Source organism: Streptomyces sp. NBC_00016, assembly GCF_045040885.1.
GTDB classification, from domain to species: Bacteria; Actinomycetota; Actinomycetes; order Streptomycetales; family Streptomycetaceae; genus Streptomyces; species Streptomyces coriariae.
Map to the genome: position 1 here is coordinate 7,677,405 of NZ_CP108304.1, position 18,455 is coordinate 7,695,859.

15 protein-coding genes are annotated in these 18,455 nt (G+C 72.5%); 8 read left to right on the top strand and 7 right to left on the bottom strand.

The window, feature by feature from the left end; genetic code table 11:
* Positions 1 to 16 precede the first annotated feature (16 nt).
* The 3 genes from OG933_RS33965 to OG933_RS33975 all read right to left on the bottom strand — a co-directional run bounded on the left by OG933_RS33965 (position 17) and on the right by OG933_RS33975 (position 5,287).
* The gene (locus OG933_RS33965; RefSeq protein ID WP_405630665.1) at positions 17 to 1,711 is read right to left on the bottom strand and encodes a nickel transporter; all 1,695 of its coding nucleotides are present in this window, start codon (positions 1,709 to 1,711) and stop codon (positions 17 to 19) included.
* Complete coding sequence (locus tag OG933_RS33970) at positions 1,708 to 3,603, bottom strand: tetratricopeptide repeat protein (RefSeq protein ID WP_405630668.1); 1,896 nt, start codon at positions 3,601 to 3,603, stop codon at positions 1,708 to 1,710. The genes OG933_RS33965 and OG933_RS33970 overlap by 4 nt, the downstream gene beginning before the upstream one ends.
* A gap of 175 nt (positions 3,604 to 3,778) precedes the next feature.
* Complete coding sequence (locus OG933_RS33975; protein ID WP_362528355.1) at positions 3,779 to 5,287, bottom strand: DUF4331 domain-containing protein; 1,509 nt, start codon at positions 5,285 to 5,287, stop codon at positions 3,779 to 3,781.
* Positions 5,288 to 5,497: 210 nt separating this feature from the next.
* Between OG933_RS33975 and OG933_RS33980 the strand changes: the two genes are divergently transcribed.
* From OG933_RS33980 to OG933_RS33990, 3 genes are all read left to right on the top strand, one after another.
* Positions 5,498 to 6,040, top strand: coding sequence for a sigma-70 family RNA polymerase sigma factor (locus OG933_RS33980; protein WP_054239311.1), 543 nt, complete (start codon positions 5,498 to 5,500; stop codon positions 6,038 to 6,040).
* A complete protein-coding gene (locus OG933_RS33985) occupies positions 6,037 to 6,855 on the top strand; it encodes an anti-sigma factor (RefSeq protein ID WP_362528357.1) in 819 nt (272 codons plus the stop codon). Before OG933_RS33980 ends, OG933_RS33985 begins: the two co-directional genes overlap by 4 nt.
* 126 nt (positions 6,856 to 6,981) lie before the next feature.
* Positions 6,982 to 7,263, top strand: a complete 282-nt coding sequence (locus OG933_RS33990; protein WP_078615612.1) for a hypothetical protein — start codon at positions 6,982 to 6,984, stop codon at positions 7,261 to 7,263.
* 35 nt (positions 7,264 to 7,298) lie between these two features.
* On the opposite strand, the gene OG933_RS33995 is transcribed toward OG933_RS33990, so the two are convergent.
* From OG933_RS33995 to hmgA, 4 genes are read right to left on the bottom strand one after another with little or no spacing between them, the layout of a single operon-like run.
* Entirely contained in the window at positions 7,299 to 8,507 is a 1,209-nt protein-coding gene (locus OG933_RS33995; RefSeq protein ID WP_405630669.1) for a CaiB/BaiF CoA transferase family protein, read from the bottom strand.
* Between the two features lie 10 nt (positions 8,508 to 8,517).
* Positions 8,518 to 9,663 (bottom strand): type ISP restriction/modification enzyme, encoded by a 1,146-nt coding sequence (locus tag OG933_RS34000; protein ID WP_362528363.1) that lies wholly within the window; start codon positions 9,661 to 9,663, stop codon positions 8,518 to 8,520.
* A gap of 25 nt (positions 9,664 to 9,688) precedes the next feature.
* Positions 9,689 to 10,438 carry a GntR family transcriptional regulator gene (locus OG933_RS34005; RefSeq protein WP_362528365.1) on the bottom strand — a complete coding sequence of 250 codons (750 nt, stop codon included), beginning with the start codon at positions 10,436 to 10,438 and terminating at the stop codon, positions 9,689 to 9,691.
* Positions 10,439 to 10,464: 26 nt separating this feature from the next.
* Positions 10,465 to 11,817 (bottom strand): homogentisate 1,2-dioxygenase, encoded by a 1,353-nt coding sequence (gene hmgA / locus OG933_RS34010; protein WP_405630672.1) that lies wholly within the window; start codon positions 11,815 to 11,817, stop codon positions 10,465 to 10,467.
* Positions 11,818 to 11,993: 176 nt separating this feature from the next.
* Here hmgA and OG933_RS34015 point away from each other — a divergent pair, with 176 nt between their 5' ends.
* The 5 genes from OG933_RS34015 to OG933_RS34035 all read left to right on the top strand — a co-directional run bounded on the left by OG933_RS34015 (position 11,994) and on the right by OG933_RS34035 (position 18,381).
* Positions 11,994 to 12,515: a hypothetical protein gene (locus tag OG933_RS34015; RefSeq protein ID WP_362528370.1), complete on the top strand. Its 522-nt coding sequence runs from the start codon at positions 11,994 to 11,996 to the stop codon at positions 12,513 to 12,515.
* A gap of 92 nt (positions 12,516 to 12,607) precedes the next feature.
* Positions 12,608 to 13,225: a TetR/AcrR family transcriptional regulator gene (locus tag OG933_RS34020; RefSeq protein ID WP_028806592.1), complete on the top strand. Its 618-nt coding sequence runs from the start codon at positions 12,608 to 12,610 to the stop codon at positions 13,223 to 13,225.
* A gap of 82 nt (positions 13,226 to 13,307) precedes the next feature.
* Complete coding sequence (locus OG933_RS34025; protein WP_405630673.1) at positions 13,308 to 15,545, top strand: molybdopterin oxidoreductase family protein; 2,238 nt, start codon at positions 13,308 to 13,310, stop codon at positions 15,543 to 15,545.
* A 141-nt stretch (positions 15,546 to 15,686) separates the two neighbouring features.
* Positions 15,687 to 17,123: a CitMHS family transporter gene (locus tag OG933_RS34030; protein WP_405630675.1), complete on the top strand. Its 1,437-nt coding sequence runs from the start codon at positions 15,687 to 15,689 to the stop codon at positions 17,121 to 17,123.
* 19 nt (positions 17,124 to 17,142) lie between these two features.
* Complete coding sequence (locus OG933_RS34035; protein ID WP_362528378.1) at positions 17,143 to 18,381, top strand: MFS transporter; 1,239 nt, start codon at positions 17,143 to 17,145, stop codon at positions 18,379 to 18,381.
* Positions 18,382 to 18,455 lie beyond the last annotated feature (74 nt).

Consider the following 18,455-nt stretch of genomic DNA (forward strand, 5'->3'; position numbering starts at 1 on the left):
ACCCCACAAACGTAGCTCAGCCGAGTACGGATGCGGCCCCCCTGAACACCAGTCCGGCGCCGAGGGCGACGACGAGGAACGCGGACCACAGGGGCAGGTTGCGGCGGGCCAGCGTCACGACCGGGTGGGTCGTCCAGCGCGGCTGCCGGTCCAGCAGACGGGTCGCGCCCGCGCCCAGCCTGACGACGGCGAACCCGGCGGCGGTCAGGGTCAGCGCGAGCCCGACGCCGTACGCGACGACGAGCAGCAGCCCGAACCAGGCGTGCCCGAGCGCCGCCGCGCCGACCAGTACGACCACGGCGGACGGACTGGGGACCATGCCGCCGGCGAAGCCGAGGAGGAGCGTGCCGCGGAGCGTGGGGGCGACGGCGTGGGTGTGGGTGTGGCCGCCGTGGGTGTGCGTGTGGGGGCGACCGTGCTCGTGCTCGTGACCGTGGTCGTGGGCCTGGTCGTGTTCGTGGTGGCGGTCGCCGTCGCTGTCGTGACCGTGGTCGTGACGGTGTCCGTGATCGTGCCCGGGGTCGTGATGGGCATGGGTGTGCGGGGTGGGGGCGCCGACGAGGGCGAGTTGACGCGAGGGGGCCTTCGCGGGCTCGTGGGTGTGGGGGTCGTCGCCGTGGGGGTGGGGGTGGGGGTGTGGGTGGGTGTGTCCGTGGGGGCCGTCGGGGCCCCGGCCGCGCCAGGCCCGTCGGGCGAGGGTCGCGCCCGCGAAGAGCACCAGCGCGCCGCTGGCCAGGCCCAGCCAGGCGATCACCGAAGGCGCCGCGGCCGAACCGGCGGTGACGAGGAGGCCGAGGGCGACGACGCCCAGGGTGTGGGTGACGGTGACGGAGGCGGCCAGGGGAAGGACGTCCTTCATCCGGGCCCTGCCGCCCCGCGCGGCGGCCGTCGCGGCCATGATGGTCTTGCCGTGCCCCGGGGCGACCGCGTGCATCGCGCCGAGGCCGACGGCGATCACCAGGGCCAGCGCGGCGAAGCCGACGGTGAGGTCCTGCCGGGCGACCAGGTCGTCCAGGGCCCGCGTCCAGCGGTCGGCGCCCCGCGGCAGCACGGACGCGGCCGGCGCGTCCCGGCCCTCCTCGACCAGGGCCGCGCCACCGGGCCGCACCCGCACCGAGGCGGTCGAGGTGTCGGCGGGCGAGGAGAGCAACTCCTTCGGATAACTGGTGAGTTCCGACGACACCGACTTCTTCGCCACGTCGGAGTCGGCGAGCGTCATACGGTCGCCGCGCGCGGTGATCTCGCGCCAGCCGGGCCCGGAGGAGGCGCCCTCGCTGTGGAAGGTGAGGGTGAGGGTGTCCTCGCCGGACACGGCGGGCAGCGGAGCCGTCAGCCTGCACTCCACGCGCAGGGTGTCGAGCCCCGCCTGACCGGGCCGTACGACCGCCTTGCCGGCGCCCGCCGTGAGGGTCACGGCGCGGCCGTCCACGGTCAGCCCGCTGCCGGCCGCGGCGCTCGCACAGCGCTGCCGGGCCCACTCGGTCATCCCGAGCCGTTCGATGTCCGGCTTCGCCTGGGTCGCCGGGATCTCGGCGAGGTCCTCGACGTGGTCGACGCGGAGCTGTCCGGGGGCGGCGACGAGACCGTCGTAGCGGTTGACGGTGAAGTTGCCGAGGGGGTGCGCGCTCGCGTTGGCGGAAGGGACCAGCGCGAGCGCGCAGCCGGCCGTGAACACGGCCGCGCAGGAAGCGAGCAGACGACGGGAAATCACTTGCTCGCCTCCAGCGTCTTGAGTGCCGTACGGGCCTCGCGGGCGCCCAGCGGTGAGAAGCCGGGGTTCAGCTTCAGGGCGGCGGTGAGGTGGGTACGGGCGTCGGCGGGGTGTCCTGTGGCCTTCTCGATCACCCCGCGGTGGTAGAGGAAGGACGCGTTGCGGTAGCCGGTGGCCGCGGCCTGCCGGGCGTAGGGGAGGGCCTCGGCGTCCTTGCCGTTGACGTGCAGGGCCCAGGCGAGCGCGTCCGCCGTGTGCACGGTGTGCCGGCGGGACCAGTCGGCGCGGGCCGCGCGCAGGGCCGTCGCCCGGTCGCCGTGGTCGGCCGCGGCGAGCGCGGTGTCGAGGTCGGCGTTGACGCCGTTGGCGCGGGCGATGGCCGTCCACGCGTCGACGAGGAGGTACTGGTTCTCGGCCTTCGCCGCGTCGCCCTCGCCGCCCCGGGCCTCGTACAGCTCGCCGAGCTCCACCAGCGGTCCGGGGAGCGGATAGCGGGCGACGATGAGCTCCAGCCCCTTGACGGCCTCGGCCTGTCGGCCGCTCGCCGCCTGGGCGCGGGCACGGCCCTCCAGCGCGGGGAGGTAGTTCTCGTCGGCGGCGAGCGCGCGGGCGTAGTGGGTGAGAGCGGTGGCGTAGTCGCCCTGGTTCCAGGCGAGTTGACCGAGCTGGGCGGCCACGTAGGCGATGTCGCCGGGTGAGGTCGACGCGGCGAGCGCCCGTTCCAGGACCCGGCGGGCGGTGGTGACGTCGCCGCGCAGTTCGTGCACGTACGCGTAGCGGGTGAACACCGGTACGCCCGGCCGCCGTTCGTCGGCCGTCTTCGCGGCCTCCTCGGCGTCGTCGTAGCGGCCGAGTTCGACGAGGGCGTCGATGCGGGAGCACAGGGCGCGCTCGCTGTAGGGGTTCTGCTTCAGCGCCTGGTCGGCCAGGTCCAGGGCGTTCGCGAAGTCGTGCCGGGCGGCGGCGAGGGCGGCCCGGCCGGCGAGCGCCTGGTCGTTGTCGGAGCGCAGCGAGAGGGAGCGCTTCAGGGCCTGCTCGGCCTGCGGGTAGCGGGAGGGGTCGCCCTTGGTGCGGGCCTGCTCGACGTAGGCGAGCCCGAGGGTGGCCCAGCCGCCGAAGTCCCTTGGCTGCGAGCGGAGATGGGCCTGGAGCGCGGTGATGCTCGAGTCGAGGTCGCCACTGGCCAGCAGCCCGGGGGAGACCGCCGCGGCGGTCGACACGGGCACGTTCTGTCCGTCCCGCACCGCCCCGAGCGCGATCGCCCCGGCGGTGAGCGCCACGGCCAGCATGGCGGCACAGGCGCTGAGTTGAGCGGCCCGCCACCGACGCCCGGCGGCCCCCGCCCGCCGCACCGCGGCGACACGCTCATCGCCACCGACGGCGAGTTCGCCACCGGTGCCGGTGCCGTGATCGCCGGCGCTGTGGTCATCGGCGCTGCGGTCATCGGCGTCGCGATCACCGGCGCCGTGGTCCTGGGTGCCGTGGCCGACCTGGGCATCGGCACCCGCATCGCCGTCGGCCTGCGTCCCGGCCTCGGCATCGACACCGGCGTCGGCGTCCGTACCGGCCACGGTGTCCGTACCGGCCTCGGTGTCGGCACCGGCCTCGGCGTCAGAACCCGCCCCGGCTTCGGCATGGGTGACGGCGAGAGCTTCGGCCCGGGGGGCGGCTTCCGCCGGGTCCCCGGACTTCGCCTCTGCCGCGGTCCTCGCGTCTGAGGAGGCTTCCTCGGAGGCCGGGCCCGGGCCGGGGTACGGCGCCGGTCGGCCGGGGTTCGCGAGCGGTCCGCCGGAGGCCGGTGCGCCGGAAACCGGTGTACCGGAGGCCGGTACCGGTCGGGCGGAGGCCGGTCGGGTGGGCTCCGGTTCGCCGTCGTTCGTCCGCGGGGACATGCCCTCTCCTAGGTCGCCTGGGGTCGTTCAGCCTGCTTGCACAGGGGTGGCGCGGCCCGCGCCGTGGGGGATGAGTACGCGGGCCGCGCCAGTCTGTGAGGCGGGCCGGGGAGCGCAGGATTCTCCCCGGCCCGCTCGGGAGGAGGGCCCGGTGGGCCCTGCTCGGGAGGAGGGCCTAGTAGGCCCGCCGCCGGCCTCGCCACCACATCAGCCCGCCGCCGATGAGGAGGATGCCCGCCGCGCCGGCGCCCGCGGAGGACGCGATCAGCGTGGTGTTGCTGTCGGAGCCCGTGAGGGCGTCACCGAGCTGGCTGCGGGTGGCCGCGTCGGTCTTGGCGGTCGCGCCGCGCGAGCCCTCGGTGGGCAGGGCCACGTACGGGAAGTACTTCTCGAAGGACTTGTCGTTCTTGTCGACCGCGTCGCCCAGGTCGTTCTTGGAACCGACCAGCTCACCCTCGACGACCTGGAGCGAGGCGTCGATCACGTCGTCGGTGAGGCGACGGCCGTTCGGGAAGCCCGCGTTGTCACCGTCGAGGACACCGAGCCGCTTGGGGCTGGCGGTCGGCTTGATCGAGGTGTTGAGGCGCAGCTCCTCCGACGGCGTCACGTACGGCGGCTGGTTGAGGCCCTTGACACCCTTGAGGAACACGTCGACGAGGTCGTTGCGCGGCTCGGCCGGCGCCTTGATCTTGTAGATCGCCTCTATGAGCTTGGGCAGCTCGGGGTTGGTGACGTTCTTCAGGAACTGGCCGTCGTCCTTCGGCTCGGACGCGTTGAACTTGTCCTTGTCCTTGATCGGGTTGACGACCTCGTTGACCAGCGGCATGCCGAGCCGCGAGACCTGCGAGTAGTGGCCCTGGGCGTTCTCGCGCTGGGTCGTCGACCAGATGCCGACGATCGGCTGGTGCTCCGACTCGGCGATCATGTCGTTCGGGACCTGAAGCGCGATCGAGTTGACGTTGTAGCCCTTGAGCGTGTCGTTGCCGACCTCGGAGAGGTCACCGCCGTACAGCAGGTCGAAGACGCGCAGATCGAGGAAGAACGGGTCGTCGGCCTGGCCCGCGAAGGTCTTGGCGCCGCTGGAGAGCTTGTAGATCGCCTGGTCGCGCAGCTTCGAGTAGTGCGGCATCGAGGCCTTGCCCACGTTCGACGGTGCCACCGGCACGTCGTCCGCGATCTTCGTCTCGTGCTCGACCTTCCCCTTCTTCGACTTGATCAGTTCGAGGTCGTACGTCTGCGTGATGTTCAGGTCGGCGTCGTCCAGGCTCTCGACGACACCCGTGTTGTAGAGGAACGTCTTCTTGTTCTTCACATGCGTCTTGAAGGTGTAGCGGAAGGTCAGATCCTCCTTCGCGTCACCGTTGTTGTCGATGTGCAGGTCGTACTGGGCGTCCTCGGCGAACGGGAAGAAGTTGGGACCGCCGGCCGGCTCCTCGAAGGGGATCCAGTTCGCGACGATCGTCGTCGTGTCCGGGTGGTCCGGGCTGACGAAGGCGTACACGTCGGTGTTGTCGTACTGCGGGGTGCCCGAGATGAGGGGGGCCTCGCGGTGGCTGGAGGCGTAGGCCGCCCCCGGCACCAGCGTGGCCACGCCGGCGGCTGCGAGCCCCCCGGCGGCCAACGCACCGCAGACGAGGGTCGCGACGCTCCTGCGTCCGTTGCCGCTCCTGGAGAAAGCTGTCATGCCGTCCGTCCTCTGTGCCAAGTTGCCTGACGGACAGTGATACGGAGCGGGGGGTGGGTTCGGATTGGTCGAATCCCAAAAACTTTTTCTTTCCTGCTCACCCGCGTTTTCGGCGCTTCGATACGTACCCCCCATCCGGAGGTGTGTTCGTTGCGAATGCCTGGTGTGACGGGGCGGCCCGGGTGTGGTGGCCGCAGGGAGGGGGACCGCATGGAGGCGGACGAGCTACTGGTGCTCGTGGCTGGGGGCGACCAGCGCGCATTCGAACAGCTCTACGGACTGGTGTCGGGGCCGGTGTTCGGGCTCGTACGCCGGGTCGTCAGGGATCCCGCGCAGTCGGAGGAGGTCGCCCAGGAGGTGCTCCTGGAGGCCTGGCGCTCGGCCGGCCGGTTCGACCCGAACCGCGGCAGCGCCCTCTCCTGGATCCTCACCCTCGCGCACCGCCGCGCCGTCGACCGGGTGCGCAGCGCCCGTGCGGCCGTGGACCGTGAGCAGCGCGAGGCGTCGCGCTATCACGACCCGGCCTTCGACCAGGTGGCCGAGGAGGTCGAGGCGGGCCTGGAACGCCAGTTGGTCCGCCGCTGCCTCGACCGGCTGACGGCGCTCCAGCGTCAGTCCGTCACCCTCGCCTACTACGACGGCTACACGTACCGTGAAGTGGCCGACCGGCTGTCGCTGCCGCTGGGCACGGTGAAGACCCGGATGCGTGACGGACTCACGCGGCTGCGCGACTGCCTGGGAGGTGCCGCATGAGTGTGCTCGGCCTGTTCCGCCGCGAGGACCTGCACTCGCTGGCCGCCCCCTACGCGCTCGACGCCCTCGAACCCGACGAACGCCGCCGCTTCGAGAAGCATCTGACGGGCTGCGACCGCTGCGCCGCCGAGGTGCGGGCGCTGGCCGAGGACGCCGTCCGGCTCGCCTGGTCCCAGGCCGCGCAGCCACCGGCCCACATGCGCAGCCGGGTGCTGGCGGCCGTGCAGAGAACGCCGCAGGAGTCCTCCCGCGCCCCGGCGAGGGAGCGCGCGCCCCAACTGCCGCCGCACGTCTGGGGCACGCAGCCGCCGCCGGGACGCTCCCGTGCGCCCCGCGCGCGCCGCCCGCTGTTCGTGCCGTTCGCCACGGCCACCGCCGCGGCGGCCCTCGTCGTCGCCTCGCTCTTCGCCGTGCAGGCGGGCCGCGCCCAGGACGAACTGAACGCCGAGCGCGACCGTGCGCGTGAGATCGCCCACGTTCTCGCAGCTCCCGACGCGCGGGCGAGCACCGGGAAGGACGCGCAGGGCCGCAGTATCGGAGTGATCGCCTCCGCCGGGGAGGGGGAGGCGATCGTCACCCTGAGCGGATACGGCGAGCTGCCCACCGGACAGGTGCATCAGCTGTGGCTCATGCGCCCCGACGCGCAACCGCGCTCCCTCGGGCTCTTCGACGGCGACACGCCCTTGGTCGCCACCGGCCTCGACAAGGTCGCGACATCACTCGCTGTGACCGTCGAGCCCGACGGGGGATCACCACAGCCCACTACACAGCCAGTTGTCCAACTCACCCTGAAATCGGTTGGATTCGGAGAGTGATCGGAGAGGCGTCGTCAACCCCCTTACGGGGAAGGTGAATCCTGTGAGCTCGATACACGTGTGCCTCGACGGGGCGATAGGGTTACCCTGCCCGGGCCGGGTGGACTCGTACGGGTGGGGAGTGACATGGAACAGATAACGATGCACAGCAGGGCGCGGGTCCCTGCGATCACCTGCGGGAGCAGTGCGACCAGTTCGCGCCTCGACCGCCATCTCTCGGTGCTGGCGGGCCCCGCCATACCGCAGCGCGAGACGCTCGAGGCGACCTCGCTCATGCGGGAGCTGACCGCGCGTGAACCCGCGCGTGGCCACGGCCCCAAGACGGCGCGGGCACGGGTGAGCCGCGTCTCGCTCTTCGCGCCGCTGCGCCGACTGCGGCGGTCACTGTTCGGAGGCAACAAGCACTGACCGGCCGGCGCGTCCTCACGTACTGAGTCCCGCGCTCAGGCGGCCACACCGTCCCGGCGCAGCGCTGCGATCTCCTCGTCCGTCATCCCCACGGCACGCAGCAGCGCTTCGGTGTGCTCCCCGAGCGCGGGCACGTCTCCCATTCGTGCCTCCGCCCCGCCCGGCAGCGTGATCGGGGGCAGCAGTGCCCGCAGCGGTCCGACCGGCGTCCCCACCTCCCGCCACCGCTCACGGGCCGCCAGCTGCGGATGCTCCGCCAGCTCGTGCAGATCCCTCAGGCGTGCGCAGGCGATGCCCGCGCCCTCCAGCCGTGCGAGCGCCTCGTCGGCGTGCAGGGCGCCCAGCGCTCCGGCCACCAGCGCGTCCGTACGCTCCCGGTTCACCACCCGTGCCGCGTTCGTCGCGTACGCGGGATCCGTGGCCGCGTCGGGTCGGCCGAGGACCTGTTCGGCCAGCCGTCGCCACTCCCGGTCGTTCTGCACGGACAGCAGCACCCGCCCGCCGTCGGCGGTGGGGTAGGCGTCGTAGGGCGCGATCACCGCGTGCGCGAGTCCGGTGCGGGCCGGGGCGGCGCCGCCGTGCATCGTGTGGTGCAGCGGATGCCCCATCCACTCCGCGAGCGCCTCCAGCATCGACACCTCCACCGGACCGCCCCGCCCGGTCGTGCCGCGCCGCACCAGCGCCGCCAGCACGCCGGAGAAGGCGTACATGGCCGCGGCGATGTCCGCCGCCGGGATCCCCGCCTTCACCGGCTGCTCGGGCGTCCCGGTCACCGACACCAGCCCCGCCTCGCACTGCACGAGCATGTCGTACGCCCGCTTGTCCGCGTACGGCCCGCTCGCGCCGTATCCGGAGATGTCGACGGCGACCAGCCGCGGATGCGCCGCGCACAGGGTGGCCGCGTCCAGACCCAGCCGGGCCGCCGCCCCCTGCGCGAGGTTCTGCACGAACACGTCGGCGTCGGCGATCAGCCGCCGTACGACGTCCAGGCCGCGTGGGTCCTTGAGGTCCAGCGCGATGGACTCCTTGCCCCGGTTGCACCACACGAAGTGCGAGGCGAGGCCGGCGGCGGCCGTGTCGTAGCCGCGGGCGAAGTCACCGCCGTCGATCCGCTCGACCTTGATCACCCGGGCGCCGAGATCGGCGAGCTGGCGGGTGGCGAACGGGGCCGCGACCGCCTGCTCGACGGCGACGACGGTCAGGCCCTCCAGGGGCGGCGGCAGCGGCGGGGGGCTCTGGTCCATGGGGTGGATGCTAGATCAGGGCGAACTGGCCCTCCGGGCCCTCCTCGTGGTGGTCGAGGACCGTCGCCGGGTGCCGGACCCGGTCCGGGACCGGCAGGACGCCCGCCGCGCGCAGCTCCTTGGCGGTGATCGTGTCCGGCACCGTCAACTCCTCCTGCCGGGCGCGCGCTTCCGCGAACAGCGCCAACACCGTGATCAGTTCGAGGAGTTCGGAGGTCCAGGCCTGCGGCCAGGTCGTCGGGCGGATCGCGGCCAGGGTGCCCGGCCCGGGCTCCGCCGTCCGGGCCGCGAACCACTGCTCCAGGACGCGGACCCCGCCCGCCGTGAAGTCCCAGGCCGCGGGCGGGACCGGGGAGACACGGCCGCCGTCGAGGTGCAGGGTCTCCTCGTCGCGGTCGTAGTGCAGCGTCAGGGGCCGGCTGGGCAGCGGGGCGCGGACGTAGGGGCGGCGGCCGCCCGGGAGCCGGGGGCGGTCGCCGTCGCGGCGGAGCAGCCACAGGGCGCGGCGGCCCAGTTCCACACCCCGGGCCCAGAGCCCGGGGTCCCGGGTGAGCGGGACGGTGAGATCGGGGCGGACGGCGGTCAGGGTCCAGGCCAGGAAGTCCACCGGATCGGGGGAGTGGCCGAGGTGCTCCAGCAGGCCCGGCGCCAGGTTGGGTTCCACACCGCCGGGGCGCCGGTACAGCGGGCGGATCCGGCCGGGGCGCGCCAGCGGGATCAGGGCGGTCGCGAGCAGCGGCGGGCCCGGCGGGGACGGCGTCTCCACCACGAAGACCTGGTGCTCGTCGGCCACCCGCCACAGCTCAGGGCGGGCCGCGTCGATCAGCCGGTGGTCGGGGATGAGCCAGTGCTCGTCGAAGGGCCCGGTCAGCACCCGCACCGGCTCGGGGCAGGGGCCCGAGGCGCGGACGAGTCTCTCGGTGCCGCCGAGGTACCCGGGCAGTTGCCCGACCGCCGTGTGCAGGGTGCGTGAGCGGGTCGGCTCGAACAGGGCCTCGCGGCCCGGTCCCTCGGTCTTCACCAGGGCGTCCCAGCGGGCTTTCAGGGAAGCCGGGTCGGGGTCCGTCGGCCATCCCCGGCCGAGCCGCGGCGGTGCGACGGACCACGGCATGAGGTCCGCCAGCGGCGGAGCGTCGTCGGGCGTCACGCTGGGCATCGTACGACGGGTCGCCCGTGGCCGGTCACGTCGCGTCGAGGGTGACCGTGAAGGAGAAACGGTCGCCCCGGTAGTGGATGACGGCCACGTCGAGGACCTGTCCGCCGGTGTCGTAGATGACGCCCGTGTAGTGCAGGATCGGGCTGAGCAGCGGGACCCGGAGCAGCTGGGCGGTCTCCGGGTCCGCCAGCCGGGCCTCGACCGTGTCCGTGATCCGGCTGATGTCCACGCCCGTGAGGTCCCGCAGCACCTTCGTCATGGGCCGGCGGACCAGGTCCTCGGGGTCGATCCGGGCGGCGATCTCGGGACGGACGTAGTTGCGGGCGTGGTTGGTCGGCTCACCCGTGTTCTCGTCGCTCCTCAGCCGGTGGTAGGTCGCCACCTCGGTCAGGTCCGGGAAGTGCTCGGCGACCTCGGCGGGGACGGACGTACGGCCGTGGTCGAGGAGTTGTGTCGTCATGGCGGACTGCTGGGCCACGATCGCGTCGACCGAGCCGAGGAGCCGGACCGGAGCGCCCCGTCGGGCGCTCGGCTCGATGAACGTGCCCCGGCGGCGGTGCCGGCTGATCAGCCCCTCGTCCTCCAGCTCCTTCAGCGCCTGCCGCATGGTCAGCACGCTCACCCCGTAGTGACCCGCCAACTGCTCCTCGGTGGGCAGTCGGAGCGGGTCCTGCGGCGAGCGGCCGAGTATCGAGGCGCGCAGCGACTGCGACACCTGGTACCAGAGCGGCAGCTTTCGGGTGAGGACGATCGAGTCCGGCGCGAAGGAGGTCACGGGCTATCCGTACCGGTCGGCATCGTTCAGTGCAATGTTCCGTCGGACGTTCCGGCTGACGGACGGAAGTGGCGTTCGAGGCCCTGCCAGACGTCGTCGTAGCGCTGCTGGAGGTGGTCCGCCCGGGTCGCGTGGGGGGTGAGGGCGATCGGCCAGCGGGTCTCGAACATGAACGCCAGCCCGTCGTCGATCTTCTGCGGCCCCAGCTCGGCGACGCTCGCCCGGTCGAAGGTCTCCCGGTCCGGGCCGTGCGCCGACATCATGTTGTGCAGCGAACCGCCGCCCGGCACGAAGCCGCCCTTTCCGGCCGTCTTGGCGTCGTACGCGCCCTCGATCAGGCCCATGTACTCGCTCATCACGTTCCGGTGGAAGTACGGCGGCCGGAAGGTGTCCTCGCCGACCAGCCAGCGCGGGGCGAAGACCACGAAGTCGACGCCGGCCAGCCCGGGGGTGTCGGACGGGGCGGTCAGCACCGTGAAGATCGACGGGTCCGGGTGGTCGTAGGAGATGGTCCCGATGACGTTGAAGCGGCGCAGGTCGTAGACGTACGGCACGTGGTTGCCGTGCCAGGCGACCACGTCGAGCGGGGAGTGGTCGTACGTCGCGCTCCAGAGGTGGCCGCAGTACTTGTTGACCACCTCCACCGGGCCCTCGACGTCCTCGTACGCGGCGACGGGCGCGCGGAAGTCACGGGGGTTGGCGAGGCCGTTGGCGCCGATCGGGCCGAGGTCGGGGAGGCGGAAGGGGGCGCCGTAGTTCTCGCAGACGTAGCCGCGGGCGGAGGCGTCCAGCAGGTCGACGCGGAAGCGGACCCCGCGCGGGATCAGCGCCACCTCGCCGGGCTCGGCGTGCAGCTGCCCGAACTCCGTGCGCAGCAGCAGTCCGCCCTGCTCGGGGACGATCAGCAGCTCGCCGTCGGCGTCGCCGAACACGCGTTCCATGGAGGCGTTCGCGTGGTACAGGTGCACGGCCATGCCGGTGCGCTGGGTGACGTCGCCGTTGCCGCCGAGGGTCCACAGGCCGGCGAGCAGGTCCGTGCCGGCCGGCGACTCGGGCAGGGGGTCCCAGCGCAGCCGGTTCGGATCGGGGACGGTCTCGGTGAAGGGGCCGGTGCGCAGCGCGCCGTCGTCGACGCGGGTGAACGCCGGGTGCGCGGCCGAGGGGCGGATCCGGTAGAGCCACGAGCGGCGGTTGTGGGCGCGCGGCTCGGTGAACGCCGTACCGCTGAGCTGTTCCGCGTACAGGCCGAGAGGCGCGCGCTGCGGCGAGTTCCGGCCGTCGGGCAGGGCCCCCGGCACGGCCTCGGAGGCGTGCTCGTTGCCGAACCCGGAGAGATAGGTCAGGCCCTCGGCCGTCTTGCGTGCGTCCCCGCTGCTCATGATCGCTCCCTCCGGCGCCCCGCGGGTGCGCCTGCTGATTCCTATGCATCACCGTAGGATTGCGATTTCCCCGGCGCAAGAGGTGCGCCGGTCCTCCTCCTGGAGGACGATCAAGACGGCCGGAACCAGACTCCAGGGGGATTCGCGTGTCGGTCCGTTGTTCTACGCTCCCCCGCATGTCGTGGACGCGCGGAAGCCTCGCCGTGCCCGCGGTCTGTGTCCTGCTGCTGGCCGGATCCGCGGGCTGCGGCACCAGTGACGCCCACGAGCGGGGGGACGCGTCGACCGCGGCGTCGGTCTCCCCCTCGCCGGTGGGCAAGGTCCTGAAGGACACGGACGACGAAGGGCGGCACTACCGCGAGGTGGAGAAGAAGGGGGCACCCGAGGTCGGTGTCGAGGTGGAGCCCGAGGCCGACGGGAGCTGGGACGTCCGCCTGAAGGTGGAGAACTTCCGGTTCACGCCCACCGCGGCGAAGGCGGGGGCGGCCCACGGCCGGGGCGCCGCCCGGCTCTACGTGGACGACCAGCCGGTCGCCGACCTGCGCACCCCGTCCTACCGCATCCCGGCCGGCTACCTGCCGCACGGCACCCACCAGGTCACCGCCCGGCTGTGCGCGGACGACGGCACGGTGTGGGCGGTGGACGGCAAGCCGGTGGAGAGCACGGCGTACATCACGGCGTCGGAGCCCTCGCCCTGAGCGTCCTCCCCCGGCAGGCCCCCGTTGAGTGCATCAGGCATCTTTCTCCGTACCGAGGGGTGAGGTTCACCCCGCCGCGACGGAAAGGCATCATGAGCTCCGTGCCCCAAGCGACATCGCTCCGTCGTGCGCCCGTGCAGCGGCGCAGCGCCGAACGGCTGACCAGAATCCTCGACGCCTGCGCCGACCTGCTGGACGAGGTCGGCTACGACGGCCTGAGTACCCGGGCCGTCGCCGAGCGCGCCGGCGTCCCCATCGGCTCCGTCTACCGCTTCTTCGGCAACAAGCGGCAGATGGCCGACGCGCTGGCGCAGCGCAACCTCGAGCGCTACTCCGAGCGCGTCACCGAGCGGCTGAAGGGCGCGCGCCGGGGCGACTGGCGGGCCGCCATGGACGCCGTGCTCGACGAGTACCTGGCCATGAAGCACACCGCTCCCGGGTTCTCCCTCGTCGACTTCGGCAACCAGATCCCGGTCGGCGCCAGGCACGCGGAACCCAACCACCGGGTCGCCGACCGCCTCACCGACCTGCTCTCCGACTATCTCGTCCGCGAGCCCGACGACGACCTGCGCCGCACCTTCCTGATCGCCGTGGAGACCGCGGACACCCTCGTCCAGCTGGCCTTCCGGGTGGATCCGGAGGGCGACCCGAAGGTGATCGACGAGACGCGGGAGCTGCTGCGGGCGTATCTGGCACGGACCCTGGACTGACGGTCGTGGCCGCCCCCTCCCCATCGGCCATACCGCTCGGTATGCTCGCCGGGAGATGGCAACGCCGCCCCCAGGAGGACCCGTGTCCCGCACCGCCCTGCGAATCTGCCCGTTGTGCGAGGCCACCTGCGGGCTGACGCTCACCATCGAGGGGACGGAGGTCACCGGCGCCCGCGGCGACCGGGAGGACGTCTTCAGCAAGGGCTTCATCTGCCCCAAGGGCGCCTCCTTCGGTGCCGTCGACGGCGACCCCGACCGGCTGCGGACACCTTTGGTGCGCCGGGACGGCGAGCTGCGCGAAGCCACCTGGGAGGAGGCCTTCGACGCCGTGGCCGCCGGGATCCGGCCGGTCGTCGAGCGGTACGGGGCGAACTCCGTCGGAGTCGTCCTCGGCAACCCCAACGTGCACACCATGGCGGGCGCGCTCTACCCGGCCGTACTGATCGCCGGCCTCGGCACCCGCAGCCTCTTCACCGCCTCCACGGTCGACCAGATGCCCAAGCACGTCTCCAGCGGCCTGCTGTACGGCGACGCCAACGCGATCCCCGTGCCGGACCTGGACCACACCGACCATCTCCTGCTCATCGGCGCCAACCCGCTGGAGTCCAACGGGAGTCTGTGCACCGCCGCCGACTTCCCCGGCAAGCTCAAGGCGCTCAAGGCCCGCGGCGGCACCCTCACCGTCATCGACCCGCGCCGCACCCGCACCGCGAAGCTCGCCGACCGGCACATCCCGATCCGGCCGGGCACGGACGCGCTGCTCCTCGCCGCGATGGCCCAGGTGCTCTTCGAGGAACTCCTGGTGGATCCCGGCGAGTCGGCCCCGCACCTCGAGGGCCTCGAGGAACTCGCCGAAGCGGTGAAGGACTTCACCCCCGAAGCGGTGAGCGCCGCCTGTGACGTGGACGCCTCGCTCATCCGCACCCTGGCGCGTGAACTCGCCGCCGCGCCCACCGCCGCCGTCTACGGCCGCATCGGCAGCTGCACCGTCCCCTACGGCACCCTCGCCAGCTGGCTCGTCGACATCCTCAACATCCTCACCGGCAACCTGGACCGGCCCGGCGGCGCCCTCTTCCCGCAGGCCGCAACCGACCGCACACCCCGGCCGGCCGGCCCCGGCCACGGCTTCCGGCTCGCGCGCTGGCACTCCCGGGTGAGCCGGCACCCGGAGGCCAAGGGTGAGCTGCCGCTGTCGGCGCTCGCCGAGGAGATCGACACCGCGACGGCGGAGGGCGAGCCGATCCGCGCGCTCGTCGCCGTGGCCGCCAACCCCGTCCTGTCCGCCCCGGACGGCGACCGGCTCGACAAGGCGCTCGACGCCCTCGACTTCATGGTCAGCGTCGACCCCTACCTGAACGAGACCTCCCGCCACGCCGACGTGGTGCTGCCCCCGCCGCCGCCCTCGCAGAGCCCGCACCACGACTTCGCCTTCAACACCCTCGCCGTGCGCAACCAGGTCCGCTACAGCCGCCCGGCCGTCCCGCTCGAGCCCGGCCGGATGGCCGAGACCGAGATCCTCGCCCGGCTGACCCTGGCCGCCACCGGCATGCACGGCGCCGATCCGTCCGCCGTGGACGACCTGGTCATCGGCCAGACCCTCGGCAAGGCGGTGAAGGAGCCGCACTCGCCCGTGCACGGCCGCGACCCGCACGAGCTCGCGGCACAGCTCACCGGCGAGACCGGTCCCGAGCGACGGCTCGACATGATGCTGCGCCTCGGCCCCTACGGCGACGGCTTCGGCACCCGCCCGGACGGACTCGGCCTCGCCCGGCTGCTCGCCCATCCGCACGGCATCGACCTCGGGCCGCTGCGCCCCCGCCTGCCCCAGCCGCTGAAGACGCGCAGCGGGCGGATCGAACTGCTGCCGCAGCCGATCGTCGACGATCTCCCGCGGCTGCGGGAGGGGCTGAAGCGACGGCCCGACGAACTCGTCCTGGTCGGGCGGCGCCATCTGCGGTCCAACAACAGCTGGATGCACAACGTCCCCGCGCTCACCGGCGGCACCAACCGCTGCACCCTGCACATCCACCCCGAGGACGCCGAACGGCTCGGCGTGCGGGACGGCGCGTCGGTACGGGTGAAGGGCGCCGGGGGAGAGGTGACCGCACCGGCCGAGGTCACCGACGGCGTGCGCCGGGGCGTGGTCAGCCTGCCGCACGGCTGGGGCCACGACCGCCCCGGCACCCGTCTCAGCCATGCCGCCACCGACCCCGGCGTCAACGTCAACCAGCTCCTCGACGGCAGCCTGCTGGACCCGCTCTCGGGCAACGCCGTTCTCAACGGCATACCGGTGGAACTTGCCCCTGTGACGGCCCGCTGAGCTGAGCAAAGCTGTGACCTGGAGTTTTGCGCTTATTGCTCGCACGTCAACGTCTTGTTAACACCGTTTGAACGGACCTAACGTCAACCCACCGCCGACCCCCAGGTGGGATGTTCAAGGGCGAACGTTAGGTATCCACTCATGTTGACCATCCTCGGCTTCGCCATGATCGCGACCTTCCTGGTCCTGATCATGCTGAAGAAGATGTCGCCGATCGCGGCGCTCGTGTTGATCCCGGCACTGTTCTGCGTCTTCGTCGGGAAGGGCGCCAAGCTCGGTGACTACGTCATCGACGGCGTCACCAGCCTCGCCCCCACGGCGGCGATGCTCATGTTCGCGATCGTCTACTTCGGTGTGATGATCGACGTCGGCCTCTTCGACCCGATCGTTCGGGGCATCCTGAAGTTCTGCAAGGCCGACCCGCTCCGCATCGTCGTCGGTACGGCGCTGCTCGCCGCGATCGTCTCCCTGGACGGCGACGGCTCCACCACGTTCATGATCACCGTCTCGGCGATGTACCCGCTGTACAAGCGCCTGAAGATGAGCCTGGTCGTGATGACCGGTGTCGCGGCGATGGCCAACGGCGTGATGAACACGCTGCCCTGGGGCGGCCCGACCGCCCGCGCCGCCACCGCGCTGAAGCTCGACGCCAGCGACATCTTCGTGCCGATGATCCCGGCCCTGGCCGTGGGCCTGCTCTTCGTCATCGCCCTCTCCTACGTCCTCGGCCGCCGTGAGCGCGCCCGGCTCGGCACGCTGACGCTGGACGAGGTGCTGGTCGAGGAGAAGGAGGCCGAGACGGTCCTGGTGGGCGCCGGCGGCTCCGGCGACGGCAAGACCCCCGTCCGCAAGGGCGCTTCCGGCTCCGGCACAGGCGCCGGCACCGACGCGGCCGCCGCTGCCGCGCAGGACGACGAGGACGACGAGGACGACGACTTCCAGGGCCTCGACCCGCACCGGGCCACCCTGCGCCCCAAGCTGTACTGGTTCAACGCGCTGCTCACGGTCACGCTGCTCACCTCCATGATCATGGAGTGGCTGCCGATCCCGGTGCTGTTCCTGCTCGGCGCCGCGCTCGCCCTCAGCGTCAACTTCCCGCACATCCCGGACCAGAAGGCCCGCCTCGCCGCCCACGCCGACAACGTCCTCAACGTCTCCGGCATGGTCTTCGCCGCCGCCGTCTTCACCGGCGTCCTCCAGGGCACCGGCATGGTCGACCACATGGCCACGTGGATGGTGGACGTCATCCCCGCGGGCATGGGTCCGCACATGGCCCTCGTCACCGGCGTCCTGAGCCTGCCGCTCACGTACTTCATGTCGAACGACGGCTTCTACTTCGGCGTTCTGCCGGTCCTCGCCGAGGCCGGCGCGGCGCACGGTGTCTCGCCGCTGGAGATGGCCCGCGCCTCGCTCGTCGGCCAGCCCCTGCACATGTCGAGCCCGCTCGTCCCGGCCGTCTACGTCCTCGTCGGCATGGCGAAGGTCGAGTTCGGCGACCACACGCGGTTCGTGGTCAAGTGGGCCGCCCTGACCTGCCTGGCGATCCTCGGCGCGGGCATCCTGTTCGGGATCATCTAGGCCGACCATGGAGGAACTTGTGAGGCCCGGCAGGAACCGCGGCTGGCTGCTCCGTCTCGTCATCGCCTTCGGCTTCGCGCAGGGGGCGGTGTCGATGGCCCGGCCCGCCGTCTCCTACCGGGCCCTCGCGCTGGGCGCGGACGAGCGGGCGATCGGCGTCATCGCGGGTGTGTACGCGCTGCTGCCGCTCTTCGCCGCCGTACCGCTCGGCCGCCGCACCGACCACGGCCGCTGCGCGCCGCTGCTGCCGGTCGGAGTGGTCCTCATCTCCGGCGGCTGCGTGCTGAGCGGAGTCGCCGCCTCCCTCTGGACGATGGCCCTGTGGAGCGGGGTGATGGGCCTCGGCCATCTCTGCTTCGTCATCGGCTCCCAGTCGCTCGTCGCCCGCCAGTCCGCGCCGCACGAACAGGACCGCAACTTCGGCCACTTCACCATCGGCGCCTCCCTCGGCCAGCTGGTCGGCCCGATCGCGGCCGGAGCGCTGATCGGCGGTGGCGACATGGCGGACAGCAGCGCACTCGCCCTGCTGGTGGCGGGCGCCGGCTGCGCGGTCGCGTTCACCTCGCTGTGGCGCATCGAGCACCGCGACACCACGCCCAAGTCCCGTACGGAGCAGGGCGAACGCGTCCCCGTCGGCCGCATCCTGAACGCCCGGGGCGTCCCCGCCGGCATCCTCATCAGCCTGTCCGTGCTGTCCGCGACCGACATCCTCACCGCCTATCTGCCGGTGGTCGGCGAACACCGGGGCATCGCGCCGTCCGTCATCGGCGTCCTGCTCAGCGTCCGCGCGGCGGCCTCCATCGCCTGCCGGCTCGTCCTCACCCCCCTGTTGCGGCTGCTCGGCCGGACCCTGCTGCTCACCGTGACCTGTCTGCTGGCGGCCCTGCTGTGCGCCGGGATCGCGCTGCCGGTGCCGGTCTGGGGACTGGGTGTGATCCTCGCGTTGCTCGGCTTCTGCCTCGGCGTCGGGCAGCCGCTGTCCATGACGACCGTCGTCCAGGCGGCGCCCGACGGCGCCCGTTCCACCGCGCTCGCGCTGCGCCTCACCGGCAACCGGCTGGGCCAGGTCGCCGCGCCCGCCGCCGCGGGGCTGGTGGCCGGGGTCGCGGGGGTGGCCGCGCCGTTCGTGATGCTGGGGGTGCTGTTGCTGGTGTCGTCGGGGGTGGCGGTGCGGTCGCGCGGGGACGCGCAGGTGGAGGCGGCCGTGCCTCGACGGCGCCGGTCCGGATCGGGGTTGCGCCGGTCGAGCGATGTCTGACGGCGCGTCGGGCGGCGCTCCCACAGTCGTGGGCGCCGATGTGAAAGAGAGTCAGGTGCAAGAGCGATTTGTAT